This is a genomic window from Serratia sp. BNK-10 (assembly GCF_047456065.1).
GTDB lineage: Bacteria > Pseudomonadota > Gammaproteobacteria > Enterobacterales > Enterobacteriaceae > Serratia > Serratia ureilytica.
Map to the genome: position 1 here is coordinate 3,018,802 of NZ_CP179894.1, position 13,107 is coordinate 3,031,908.

Here is a 13,107-nt window from a genome sequence, read left to right on the forward strand (position 1 = left end):
ACGCGCGGCCCGCTTAACGTCGGCCGCTGCTGACCTTGGTGGCGCGGGCGGGGTTGCCGGCGACGAATTCCAGCGTGGGGGAATAGTAAAACGGCAGCCAGGCGTTATAGCCGCTCTCCCACTCCCATTTGACCGGGCAAGGCCACAGCATGTCTTCATGCAGGATGTAATAGATCCACCGCCCGGGCGGGCGGCGCGGTTTGCGCGTTTTCATAGCGGGTTCGACGGCCTGATGGAATGCGATAGGGTCAACTGCTGCATTTTACCGCGATTTTCGCCGTGGGGACAGCCTGCATTGCCGGCTTCGCCCCGGCGCCGGCAAGCGCCCTTTATTCACCGCCGCCTGCCGGCGCGCCGCTCTCGGCCCCCAGCACCACTACCCTGTCGGCCGAGTCGATGGTCGACTTTCTGTGGGCGACGATCACGCGCGTAATATTCAGCGAAGATATCGCCCGGTTGATCGCCGACTCATTCTCAACGTCCAGATGGCTGGTCGCTTCATCCATAAACAGCACGCTCGGGCGGCGATAGAGGGCGCGCGCGATAAACAAACGTTGCTTTTGCCCGCCGGAGATGCCGTTGCCCAACTCGCCGATCAGGGTTTCGTAGCCCATCGGCATCTGCATGATTTCATCGTGGATATTGCTGTGTATCGCGCAGGCCATGATCAGCTCTTTATTGGCATTGACCTCAAACCCGCTGATGTTTTCCGCAATGGACCCGGAGAACAGCCGGTCGTCCTGCAGCACGCAGGCGATCGCGTTACGGTAGTTATTCACCCCGACTTTATGGATATCCATCGCGTCGGCCAAAACCTGGCCGGAAGTGGGGCTGAGCAAACCGCACATCACCTTCAGCAAAGTGGTCTTGCCCGCGCCGGAGGCGCCCACGACGGCCACGCTTTCGCCGGCCGCAATGCGCATGTTCAGGTCTTTGAAGATTGGCCGCGACAGCGCGTCATATTGATACGTAAGATTTTTTACCTCAATGGCAATCCCCGTGCCCGAGGGGAAAACCTGTCGCGGCGCGGACTCCGTCTCCGCATCGGTAAAGACGATGTCGGATATCCTCTCATTGTGCAGCGACAGCATGCGCAAGCCGATCGCCAGGTCGATCAGGCTCGAGGCCCGCTGAGAGAACTGGCCGCGATAGGCATTGAACGCCATGAACATGCCGAGCGTCATGGAATTGTCGATGACCATCATGGCGCCAAGCCACAGGATCGCCACCTGATCGAGCGTTGTGATAAAGGTATTGATCCCGCCGAACATCATATTGAATCGAGTGATTTTGATATTGGTATTGGCGGCGTCGACGTTCAGATTGAGCCAATAGCTGGAGCGCGTTTCCTTGATGCCCAGCGCCTTGACGGTCGAGATGCCGTACAGCGTCTCCATGAAATGCGAGTTGGCCTTGGCCGCCTTGACGATCTGCTCCTCCGAGAATTGACGGTAGGTTCTGTAAGTCATCATCCTGATGAGGATGTAGATCAGAGTGAAGCCCGCCACGACCCAGACCAGCCAGCCGCCGTAGACCATCATCATCGCGAACAGCCCGACCGTCATGATGCCGTCGATGATCCCGCTGACGATATTATTGGTAAAGGTGGTTCTGATCGCATCCAGCGAGGAAAAGCGCGATTGAATGTCCCCCAGGTGCCGTTTCTCGAAAAAATCCAGCGGCAGCTTCATCAGGTGTTCAAACAGCGTCGTCTTCCACTGAATATCGGTCAGCGTCCCGAGCACGATGGAGATCCAGGCCCTGGCGATACTGACCACCGCGCGGAACAAGGTGAAGAAGATCAGCCCCAAACAGATGACCGTCAGCAGGCTGTAGTCATGCGCCTGAATGACATGGTCGGTCACCAGTTGCGTTCCCACCGGCAGCAGCAGGTTGACCGATTCGATGACTATCGATAACGCAAAGATCTTGAGCAGCGTCCCCGGCAGGCCCTCGATGTTTTTCATCAAATCCAGCAGGCGCAAACGGGTCTTGAGGGTCTCTTTTTGAAAGGCCCTGTCGGGCCACAGCTCCAACGCGATGCCGGTAAAGTGATTCGACATCTCCTGCAGCCCGATCACTCTGCGCCCGAAGGCCGGATCGTGAATGACAAAACCGGCGCGCTGCACCTTAACCAACACCACGAAGTGATTCATATTCCAGTGCAGTATGCAGGGCGTTTTCAGCTGATTGATTTCGTCGATGTCCAAGGACAAGGCGCGCGTCTTCAGCTGGATTTGCGACGCGATTTGAGAGATCGTCCCCAGGGTCGCGCCCTGGGTGGAAATGCCGAATCGCTGCCGCAGGCTCAGCATATCCACATTAAACCCGTAATAGGAGGCGATCATGGCGAGGCACGCCAGGCCGCATTCCGATGACTCCGACTGCAAGATGCTCGGCACCCGCTTGCGCAGTGAGAATGTTAACTTCTCGTTGATCCGTTCAAAGAGATTATTGTCCTTCATCGACTCGCCCCACGACGCTGTTTTTTATGTCATACAAAGGCGCGATCGCCCACTGATAAAGCGGTTTCTTATCCAGGAAGACGATGACCCTGGCCTGCAGCCCGCTGCTGATTTCGAGATATTTGCCTTTATCGCTGAATTGCGTGTCGCTGATGGACGCCAGCACTTTGTAGTAGGCGTTCCTTTCCCTTTTATTTCCGCTGCTGTATTCCGACATTTCCTGCGGGGAGGCGGGGACCGACGAGATGGATTCTATTTTTCCCGGAAACTGACCGAATTTATCCGACGGGAAGGCTTCATAGCGAATGTTGATGCCATCGCCGATTTTCACGTAGGGCAAACTGTTATTCGGCAGCCATAAAACCAGATAATATTTGATGTTATCAATCGGTTTGATTTGCGCCAGACTGCTGCCGCTCTCGACCACCTGCCCGGCGGTCACGCTCAGCGACTCGATTTTCCCCTTGAGCGGCGCTTTGATAATGACCTGGCCGCCGGCATTGGACTCCGCCAGCTGGCGTTGTAAATCACTGCGTTGCGATTCGCTTTGCGATATCTGATTGTCGTAATCGGCGGCGCGAATCAGCAAATCGCTGCGCAACTGCGACAGTTGAATATTTTGCTGGATCTTTTGGCTGTAGAGCGCCTGATACGAGCTTTGCTGTTGTTGAAAGAGCGAGCGCTGATAATTTAACTGATCTTTGGTGATCAGGCCTTTCGTCAAATAGTGTTCGTAATTTTTCAGGCTATCGCGCATTTTATCCATCCCCTCTTTGGCGCTGAGGTTCAGTTTCTCGGTTTCTTTATAGGCGTTTTCATAGCTATTGATCTGTTTGCGCAAATTATCCAGCATGGCGGTTTTATTTTTATTCAGCTTGCTGATTATCGAATCCAGATTGCTAATCTGTTTGCTTATTTCGCTGGCCGCGATATGGCTGACATTGCCGGACGTGGTGCTTCTCGAGACATCAATCACATACAGCGGTTCGTCCTTTTCCACGACGTCACCGGCTTTATGGAATGCCTGGCTCACGTAACCGTATTGGGAGGAAAACACATTGGTGGAATGCGGGATGCTGATCACCTCGCCTTCAACATCGACCCGGCGCGTGTACTCGCAAAAATAGAGTGCGCCCGCCAGGATCAGAATAAAAGTGAAACAGGTGGCGGCAATCACATGGCTCGACGCGCCGGAAATTAACAGCGCCCTGCCGGTCCATCTTTGACGTTGATAATTGACCGCCTCCTGGCGGAAAATATTCCTGCTCTTATTATCACTCATAGGAAGAACCTGCGCTTGCCTGACCGGGAGACAGCCGCAGCGAGAACGCTGCGGCTTTGGACCGCGTATGGATTTAGCTGATGGTGCCGTTAATCAGCCCATCGAGGCCTTTTTTGGAGTATTCCAGCGTGGTGTCCCAGCCAATAACGGCTGCGGCCACGCCGCTGGCTACGCCGCCCAGGATGCCGCCGGCGACCATGCCGACGCCCTGGCCAATCGAGCCGACGCCCAGCAGGCCGCCGCCGTCGCCGCCATGCTTACCGCCGATGACGGCGCCCGCCATGCTGCCCACGGAGGCGCCCAGAGCGATGGATGAAACGGCTTCCGCGGCATTGGAGACGGCGCTGCCAATCAGCCCCGACAGTCCATTGCTCATATCCCAGGAATAAGCGCCTGACACTTCATTCATTTCGATAACAGACAGTTCTTTCATTGGTTAATCTCCATATTTAAACGGACAAACACTGCCATACATGCGTGTTGTCATTGCATTGGCATCGGCCTGCAGCGCCTGATGCCACCAATAATGTCGCGCGAACAGACGACATTATATTTTTAATAGGGGTCTCTTTAATTCTGCGTAATGGTGAATGTCATCACCGCGTCGGCCTGTCCGGGGCTAATGGCTCCCGTTTGCTTATAGCGCGCCATCAAGGGGATCCTGATCTCTTTTTCAGCCGCGGTGTGGTAATTGATCGGTCTGGAAAACGTTAATGGATTACGGTTCTCATCCAACACTTCCACGGCGACGCCCTTCGCCGCATCGGCGCCGTCGGCGATATCAATCATTCCCACGCCTGGCGAATTTCCGGCCGCCTCGAACGTGACCTGAACCGGAATATTGTCCTCCTGACATTGCAGAACCACGGAAAAATTGCGTTCGGAAGACGCCGCCGTGCTGCCGACGCCGTTAAACTCGCTGCGTTTAGGGCTGCCCAGATTTACCGTTTGATTTTTATAGTTCAAATCAACCAGGCAACTTTTCTGAATGACCTTCATGCCGGAAATACTGATATCCAAAATGGAGGTCGAATCCAGATAATATCTGGCGATAATTTTCCCGCCCATATCGCCGCCGGTTTTGATCGGGCCGGTTTTAATAAACGTCAGCCGAACATCGTTTCGATTGATCCACGGCGTCAGCAAGTTGGGCGAAATCGCCGTGTTGACGGGCACGTTCTTATTGCTCTGCCATAGGTCTGAAATCGTCACCCCCACGCCCTCGATGCCCGTTTCAAATACGCCGGGCAGCGCGCTCGGCGTCAGCGGCGACATGGAGCGATAGGCGACCGAACCGGAACAAAGAAAAGAAAACGTCGTGCCGTTAATGCTGTTCTCCGTTCGAACAGCCAACTGCTCGCCGACTTCAATGCGCGGATCCACGGCCAGCGTCAGCAACCCCATACGGGCGGTTTTCGCGTTGGTGGTACAGGTGCCGGCATAAACCGCCGTCGTGAGCGTCGCCAGCCACACCAGGGCGCCGTAACCGAATATCCTGAGAAAAACGTTCATTTTCACTCTCACTTAAAAGTCATGATGGAAATAGAGCGAGATCTATTGGCAAACGCCGTTTAGGGTTTGGAGACCCGCTGACGGCGGCTCCGCCGGCAACTGGTAACGGATGCGGCATTGGTTCTCGCCATTCCTGCCCCACTGCGCGATGATCAGGCCCTTTTCCGCCATGCCGCTCAGATAGACCACGCCGTCGCCGCCGACCAGGAACGGCTGAGCCGCCCCCTCGGCAAGACGCAGGCTGGCGCCCAGCGGCAGGGGTGCCCCCTGCGAGTCCGTCACCTTCATCAAAATCCGTCTGCCGACGTTGGCTTTGAAATTCGCCCGGCTCACCGCGCCGCGAGTCGGCGTGACCGACTGGTTCGTCAACTCGAGATCGACATCATCCGGCAAGCTGTCGACATCGAGGCGAATCGAATTGTTGCGATAAGGCGTGGCGTAAGGAACGATCGCGTAGCCGCGCCAGTCGGTTTTCACCCCGACCTGATTGCCGACCGCCACATCGCTCGCGCCGGCCGCCTGTACCAGGGCGACGGTTTCGCCGAACGGTTGACCGAAGGTCACGCCGTCTTCATGGGCGATCACCCCGCCCTTCACCCCGTAGTTGACGCGCTGTTGACTGCGATCGTAGGCGTAGCCCGCCGTGAGTTCGCCGTACGTCGCGCGCCAGTCGGCGTTGGCGTTGCCGCTGTTGCCCTGGCCCTGGCTGCCATACCCTTCCTGTACGCTCCAGCTGAGGTTGCCGCCGGCCAGCGCCGTGCCGTTGAGGCCCGCCGTATGGCTGGTATTGCCTTTTTTGCTGGTGTTGAGGTTGTAGGTGGCGTAGGTGTTGCTCAGCCATTTCTCTAATGGCACGCTGATGTTGAAAGCGAAGATCTGATCGCGATCGTAAATGCGCCCGCGGTTCGAATCGCCGTAAATAGCCTGTGAATTCCGGCTATAGCTGTAGTTAAAACCGTAGCTGATGCCATTCCAGCTATTGTTGTAACCCGCGCTCAGCGACTGCATATTGCGCTCGGAGCCCCAATAGTCTTCGGAGACCGCGCTGAGTGAAAGCGACCCCGCCCCTTCCCATAAATTCTGGTTCAGCGTGATTTCGCCGCGATTCTTGCGGCGGTCTATCGGGGCGTAACGGTTGCCGCTGCGATAGGTGTCCAGCACTTCCTGCAGCCCATAGTAGCCGCTGGTCGAATAGCGGTAGCCGGCGATGGCGAAGTTCGTCCCCGTCTCGACGATATTTTTGCTGTACCGCACGCGCCATGACTGACCATCGCTTTTCGGTTGATGCTCCTGCTTTGCCCACGCCTGGGTGACGTCGGCCGACAGAGCGCCGAACTCGCCCAGGTTCTTGCCCAGACCCAATGCCAGCGATTGATACGGCCCGGCGAATTGGCCGCCGCCATACAGGGTGAAACCGGCGGGCAAGCCATAAATCAGACTGGCCTGCGAGAAGATCTTTTTATCCACGCTGTGATCGTAAGTGCGGTATTGCCCCGAGGTCAGCGCATATTTCAGCCGCCCTTCGCGTTGCAGCACCGGCAGGCTGGCGAAGGGAACGGTCAGGTGCTGTTCGCTGCCGTCCGCCTCCTTGATAGTCACCTCCAAATCGCCGCTGCCGCCGGTCGGGTACATGTCCGAAATTTCAAACGCGCCCGGCGCAACGTAACTCTGGTAGATGACATAGCCGTTTTGGCGAATGACCACTTGCGCATTGCTGCGCGCGATGCCGCGCACCACCGGCGCATAACCGCGCAGGCTTTCCGGCAACATGTCGTCATCGGAAGCCAGCTGCGCGCCGCGAAACGATACGCTGTCAAACACATCGGACGGGCTGCTGCTTTCGCCGAGCGTCAGCAAGCTTTTCAGGCGGATGATATTGCGCTGGGCGTAGGTATAGACGGAGTCCCAACGATCCTCCGACGCTCGCCCGCCGCCGGCGCTGTTGTAGCTCCAGGTGGTGTAGTTCCGCACTCGCCAGGCGCCCAGGTTGAAGCCCGGCCGCAGGTTAAGGTAATAACTGCTTGCGCTCTGGGTGAATCGATCGCGCCCCTTGCTGTTGCTGCCGGTGAAGCCATAGTTCAGCAGCATCGCCGGCAGGCCTTCATCCCATTGTTCCGGCGGAACGTATCCGCGCACCTTATTTTCCAACGCCGCCTGGGGGATACTCAGCATCAGGCGTTGGCGGTTAAATTGAAATTGCGCCGAGGCCTGCGGGATCGCGGCCAAATTCGCGCAGCGATCGGCACCGGCCAAACCGGGAAACAGTTCAACTTTCACCCCAAGCCGTTTCAGATCTTCCCGCGTCAGACAAGGCTGCAGATCGGCCTTCTCGTCGCTGCCGGCCCGCCGAGCGAACGACACCTCGCGCGTTTCCAGCAGCATGTCGTTCACCCAAATATCGACCCGATACGTGCCGGGAACCTGCTGGCCATTTTCAAAAATCGACAGATCGACGTGCTGCTGACCTGAGCGCCCGGTTTCCAGCAACGCCGGATTAAAATAGTCACGAGAGAAGGCGGGATTAGCCATGTTGCCGCATACCGCCGTTGTTGCCGTGAATAAGGCTATGCGTTTCAGCCAAGCATCCCGCTTCGCTAATATACGCTTTTGAGTTATCATTCATTAGCTCCATTATTGAAATGTTTTATCCCTCTGTCTGCCTTCCCTTACAGATTAAATACCTGACTGATGTTCTTTCCCTGTGCCGCCATAATCATTAATTAATTTCCAGCTTACCGACGTTGCGCCCGCCACGGGCAATGCAAACATTTCGCTGCTCATCGGCGCGATATACGCCACCTCTTTCATTTCCCGCCCCCCGATGCGGACATAATGAAAGTTCATATAATAAGGCGTTGGGTTGGTGAGTTTTAATTCTGAACCGACACGCTGCCATTTCAGCTGCTGCGTCACTTCTTCGGGCACCTGGCGGAGCAGCGGCGCCGGCCGATAAATCAATTTAATGCGGGTCTTGACCGCTATTTGCAGCGTATTCGATTTACCCGCCTGGGTTGTTGAAGGAATGGATTTAATATTCATCCAATACAAGCTTTCTTTATCTTTCGGTAAGTCATCGCCCACTTTCACGATGCGCAGCATATTTTCCTGGTTGCCGTCCAGCCGAAATAAAGGCGGCGTAACGATAAACGCGATTTTATCCACCCCGCTTTGTTGATTCTCCAGCCAGGACTGAATCAAATACGGTTCTTTATCCGGATTCTCCACGCTGATTGACGCTTCTTTTTTTTCGCCGTTGAATATCACCCGCGTCCCGCCAATCACCACGCCGGCGTGAACCGTAGACGCAAACAATAAAATAATGAAAGCCGCTAAGGCGCCGTAGCGATTAAAACGCATAATATTATCTCCGAGGCAATACAGCCCGCTGTGAACCAGCGGGCAAGAAAATATTATCAGTTATAATTCAGCGTAAAGGTGGCGACGCTATTAGCTTTACCGGCGGTAACATCTGCCTGCGTGGAAATATAGCGGGCGGTAAAATCGAGGTTATTTTTCACGCCGCTGCCGGAAGCCAACGGATAAGCCGTCGACGCCGTGTAAAGCGGCAGAACACTGTTAGAAATATCAGACAGTTGGATACCGACGCCGGTAGCGACATCCGTTTCCTGGGTCAGCTGCAATACGTTGCTGTCGCCGTTATCGGCCGCGCCGTCGAACTTAACGGTGGCGCTTTTTACCGTATCCGGACAATCGGTGACTTCCAGCGTGAATTTTGTCGCGCTGGACGTTGATCCCTTGCCACCCGCAAATGCCGTTCGGGCCACATCACCCAAAACAACATTTAATGGATTACTCAAGTCATTCGTGACCTTGCACGCAGCATCGACAATATTCCCGGTAAAATTAACCTGACCATCTGCTGCCAGAGCAGGTAAAGCGCTTGAACACGCTGCCGCGACAAATGCCAACATAATCACTTTTTTTTCCATCATGGGTACTTCTCCTTTTGATTAGACAGACTTCAAAATATCCCCGCCACGGAGAACCCGGACAGGGAGAATAGGAGCTCCGCTCCTTTCACAGTTAATTATGCTTAGCTTTCCCCCTTTAGCAATACATAAAATCAATGTAAAGATGAGAAAAGATAATTACCCCAAATAGAATTAGCATCATTCTTAATTTTATTTTGAAAAAACCGCCAAATCGGCGTTTCTTGATTCAATCATCTGGCCGCCAGAGAATTTATTCTCGCGCTATTCGAAGGCGCTTTCGCCAGATCCTCCTCATTTCCTCCTCAGCCGGAAAATCGGGCGACATCGCCGTAAAATGAAAGCCGGGCGATAAAACTCGCCCTGAAATAAGTGACATTTATATTACGAAAGGCATCACGACGCGGCGGCAGAAAGAGGAGCAGAGGAATAGGAAAAGCATGGCGATAACGGTTTATCGAACAGGAGGGAGAATAAAGCATTCGCCGTTCGTGAAACCGGCGCGGTCATGTGACAACGAGAAAATGGCGTTACGCAGAAATATTCTGTCTGACGCCGTTCACTATTTCGAAAACAAGGCGACAATGCGCTCTGTCGCGCAGAATAACGCATTGCCGCCTTATTGTTTTTCGGCGCCGCTAATTAATCGTCATGGCGATAATCTTCCCCCAGCCCTCTGCCGGGTAGGGTTTCACACGCCAGACCATCGCCCGCGGGAACGGCGGACGGATAGTTATCGTCAGGCGTGATAAAGACCGGCGTGGTCGCGATAAACCCATCGTTGAACACCGCCTCGATAAAGGTGGCCTCCCAGCCTTGCGCCGGGGCGGCCAGACGAAACTCGCCGCGATCGGCCTCCGCTGTAGCCAACGGCTCCGGGGTAAAGCGTACGCCGCACGAATAACGAAAATCTCGGGCCGTGCGGTTGTGCGCGCTCCAACGCCGCACGGTGGCCGGCGGTTCGGAAAAACGCAGCGTGCGCACCGCAGCATCCGCGGCGCTGCCTTGCACCTCGATCGTCGGCAACGCGATATCGCGCTGGCGGCGCTTGATCATCGCCAGTATGGCGCGTTCGGCGGCCGGCCGGCTTGCCGCGCGATCCCCGTCGGCAATCGCGCGCAGCGAAGCCTCACCCGGTGAGGCGCTGAAATAGAATCGCGTGCTGTCCGGCGGATAACGTTCGTCGCCGCTGGCGATGATGACATATTTCGCCGCCGCTGGCCGCTCTCCCGCCGTCGGCGGCGGATAAGCGGTGGGATCCGCTATTTGCATCAGTTTGTCGAACGCCGGCGTCTCTATGCGCCGATCGATGCCGAGTTGGTAATAAGGATGAAACGCCAACGGCCAACGGCCGCCATACGTACGATAGGTATGCTTCAAGACCTGCCGCGCCGCGACCCCATCCGGGAACATGGCGACGACGGCATCGATGCGCTCATCCGACAATGACGCCAGCCACGCCGCGGTTGCGCCGCTCGCCGCGCCCGCCACGATGAATTTATCTATCCCCCATCGGCTCAATTCGCGCTGCGCCAGCGTCATGGTTTGCGACAAGGCCGCCGTCATGGGGATCGCCAGCGGCATCATCAAGTATTCATCCGCATCGTCCAGGAACAATCGCCAGCCTCGGGCCTGGCTGTCCTCCCCCGCACGACGCCGCCCCTCATTTTGATATTCCAGGTACGGATAAGGCAGCCGGTTGACGACAATCACGATGGTGTGACTTTCCGCCGCCAAGGCCGCCGGCGTAGCGACGGAAAACGCCGCATTTTGCTTGCCTGGCCCGCTCGCCCCTGCGGCGGCGCAAGCGCAGTCATCGCTCATCAGCACCAACGCTTTACGGGCAAGCGCCCCGTTGGGGATATAAATATCCACATCGTGCCACCATTGCGTCGGCCGGATGGCGTCTTGCGGCGACCAGGATTGCGACATCAACCGATAATGGCGTATCGACACGTCATGGCCGTTATCCACGCCCTTTAACGAATATGACAGAGGCAATATGGCCAACTGATTGTTATAACAAGGAATAACGGTGTGCAAGGCGGGATGTTCGTCCGCAAAGCAGCGGTCTTCCTCTGCCGCCATGGCCTGCCGGCCGCCGATTAAGGCCAGGCAAATCAGCGCGATGTATCCGATGCGTTTCAGCATTTTTTCCTCCCCCCTTTGTCCGTGGCAAATCCCTTGTACGCCGCCTGGCGGCAGGAAACCTTCCGCGCGCCTAGAGCACCTGATGAAAGCGTATCGGATAGCCAAAGCTGTCCTTTTCGAACGCCACGTCTCTGTCGTTCTCGCCCAGCAATAGGCTGTAAACGCCGTTTTCCTCATAACGGCTCATGGCGATATACAGCACCACCTCCCGATGGTCAGCGATCGTAAACTGTTTGCGCCTGGCGTTGATTTCCAAGGTAAACGCCACCACAGGATTGTTGTTCAGAAATACCGAGGTCTGCTGCATGGAGACGATCCTGCCCTGCGCTTTCTCGGTCACCTGAAAGGGCGTGGCGTCATTGGGGGCGCGTATATCCACCTTCTTTTGGATATAGATAAAGTTAAACACCGCCAACGCCACCGCCACGAACAGATTGATGACCATGATCAAGATGATTTTATTCGCCATGAACTCTCCCTTTGCCGTTCTTCCGGCTCCCGACATGAGCGAGGTAAAAGTGCCCTTGCGGGCACTTTTCATTAAGGGCCGGGCTTATGACGATTTACGGCCAAACAGCTGCGAGAAGGCGCTAATCCCGGCATCGATGACGGCGCCAATGCCCTCACCGAGTTTGGCGCCGGCGCCCGCCGCATCCGCGTGGATCCCGAATAGACCGGTACCGGCATCTACGATGGCGCCAATGCCATTGCCCAGGATTTTGCCGGCATCGGAAGCGATGCCTGCGCCGGAAACCGCCATGACTTCTGCTTCAGTCAGTTCTTTCATACTGTCTCCTTTGTATTTATCGACATGTTTAGTAATGAAAAAATGAAACCCTCACTGTTTGTTCACCTCCTTGTTATCTGCCCACGAAAGACCCTGTTGCCAATGCGTTCACCCGCGCGGCGGTGACAATGTCAGAACAGGCCGAACTCACGGCAGAGATAATCGGCGACGCCATTGCGGCTGTTGGGCAGCGCAATCGGGTTAAACGGCAGCGCGCGCTTCAATTCGCCCATGGCATTGCCCATCACCACCCCCGTTCCGGCCCAGCGCAGCATGTCCAAATCGTTCATCGCATCGCCGAAAGAGAGGCAATCGCGCATCGCTATCTGTTTGGCGCTCAGATAGTCGGCCACGCTTCTGGCCTTGGAAATATGCTTATCCATGATGTCTATCGTTTCCGCAGAGGACTTACAGATGGACAGCGTTTTTCCGAAAGCCTGACTGACCTCGTCGTAAAACCGCTCGATCAGCGCCGCTTCACCCTGCAGCAGCACTTTCAGGATCGGTTGCCGTTTCATCGCCTCCGGCTCGACATAGCGGCAAGCGACGCCCGAGGTTTTGATATAGTCGGCAAAATGCGGATTCTCTTCGGCCATCATCCATCCTTCCTGGGTGAACAACGTCACGTGGAGCGGACAGGCGAAGAGGTAATCCATCAACATCATTTGGCTGTCGCGAGGCAGGAAATAGCGTTTATCCGCCACCGGCCGCCCCTCGATATTGACCATCGCGCCATTGCAGGAGACGATCGCCGGCGAGAACCCCAAGCCATCCACAATCCCGCGCGCATCCGCATCGCAACGGCCTGTCGCGATGACGATTTCCAGCCCGCGGGCATGCAGGATATTGAGCGTTTCCACCGTCAGATCAGACAGATTCCCGGCAGGATCCAGCAAGGTTCCGTCAAGATCGCTCACGATCGCCCGGTATTTTATTTTGCCGTCGATAGCAAGCCACATA

Annotated in this window: 12 protein-coding genes; all 12 read right to left on the minus strand. The window is 55.9% G+C overall.

Annotated elements, in window-relative coordinates; translation table 11 throughout:
• Nucleotides 1-13: 13 nt before the first annotated feature.
• On the minus strand, nucleotides 14-214 hold the full coding sequence (locus ACMGG9_RS14660; RefSeq protein WP_015378375.1) for a hypothetical protein: 201 nt from the start codon (nucleotides 212-214) through the stop codon (nucleotides 14-16).
• Between the two features lie 115 nt (nucleotides 215-329).
• The gene (locus ACMGG9_RS14665; RefSeq protein WP_004935271.1) at nucleotides 330-2,465 is read right to left on the minus strand and encodes a peptidase domain-containing ABC transporter; all 2,136 of its coding nucleotides are present in this window, start codon (nucleotides 2,463-2,465) and stop codon (nucleotides 330-332) included.
• Entirely contained in the window at nucleotides 2,452-3,747 is a 1,296-nt protein-coding gene (locus ACMGG9_RS14670; RefSeq protein ID WP_004935276.1) for an HlyD family secretion protein, read from the minus strand. The genes ACMGG9_RS14665 and ACMGG9_RS14670 overlap by 14 nt, the downstream gene beginning before the upstream one ends.
• A gap of 73 nt (nucleotides 3,748-3,820) precedes the next feature.
• Nucleotides 3,821-4,180 carry a hypothetical protein gene (locus ACMGG9_RS14675; protein WP_004935280.1) on the minus strand — a complete coding sequence of 120 codons (360 nt, stop codon included), beginning with the start codon at nucleotides 4,178-4,180 and terminating at the stop codon, nucleotides 3,821-3,823.
• Nucleotides 4,181-4,317: 137 nt separating this feature from the next.
• On the minus strand, nucleotides 4,318-5,259 hold the full coding sequence (locus tag ACMGG9_RS14680) for a fimbrial protein (RefSeq protein ID WP_033643645.1): 942 nt from the start codon (nucleotides 5,257-5,259) through the stop codon (nucleotides 4,318-4,320).
• 42 nt (nucleotides 5,260-5,301) lie between these two features.
• Nucleotides 5,302-7,878 carry a fimbria/pilus outer membrane usher protein gene (locus tag ACMGG9_RS14685; protein WP_414161513.1) on the minus strand — a complete coding sequence of 859 codons (2,577 nt, stop codon included), beginning with the start codon at nucleotides 7,876-7,878 and terminating at the stop codon, nucleotides 5,302-5,304.
• Between the two features lie 54 nt (nucleotides 7,879-7,932).
• Entirely contained in the window at nucleotides 7,933-8,616 is a 684-nt protein-coding gene (locus ACMGG9_RS14690; RefSeq protein ID WP_033632666.1) for a molecular chaperone, read from the minus strand.
• Between the two features lie 56 nt (nucleotides 8,617-8,672).
• Nucleotides 8,673-9,212, minus strand: coding sequence for a fimbrial protein (locus tag ACMGG9_RS14695; RefSeq protein ID WP_004935293.1), 540 nt, complete (start codon nucleotides 9,210-9,212; stop codon nucleotides 8,673-8,675).
• A gap of 639 nt (nucleotides 9,213-9,851) precedes the next feature.
• Nucleotides 9,852-11,360 (minus strand): PhoPQ-activated protein PqaA family protein, encoded by a 1,509-nt coding sequence (locus ACMGG9_RS14700; RefSeq protein WP_042784952.1) that lies wholly within the window; start codon nucleotides 11,358-11,360, stop codon nucleotides 9,852-9,854.
• 70 nt (nucleotides 11,361-11,430) lie between these two features.
• Complete coding sequence (locus tag ACMGG9_RS14705) at nucleotides 11,431-11,829, minus strand: hypothetical protein (protein WP_042784953.1); 399 nt, start codon at nucleotides 11,827-11,829, stop codon at nucleotides 11,431-11,433.
• 84 nt (nucleotides 11,830-11,913) lie between these two features.
• Complete coding sequence (locus ACMGG9_RS14710; RefSeq protein WP_004935304.1) at nucleotides 11,914-12,147, minus strand: hypothetical protein; 234 nt, start codon at nucleotides 12,145-12,147, stop codon at nucleotides 11,914-11,916.
• A 131-nt stretch (nucleotides 12,148-12,278) separates the two neighbouring features.
• On the minus strand, nucleotides 12,279-13,106 hold the full coding sequence (locus ACMGG9_RS14715; RefSeq protein ID WP_033643650.1) for a Cof-type HAD-IIB family hydrolase: 828 nt from the start codon (nucleotides 13,104-13,106) through the stop codon (nucleotides 12,279-12,281).
• Nucleotide 13,107: the final 1 nt, after the last annotated feature.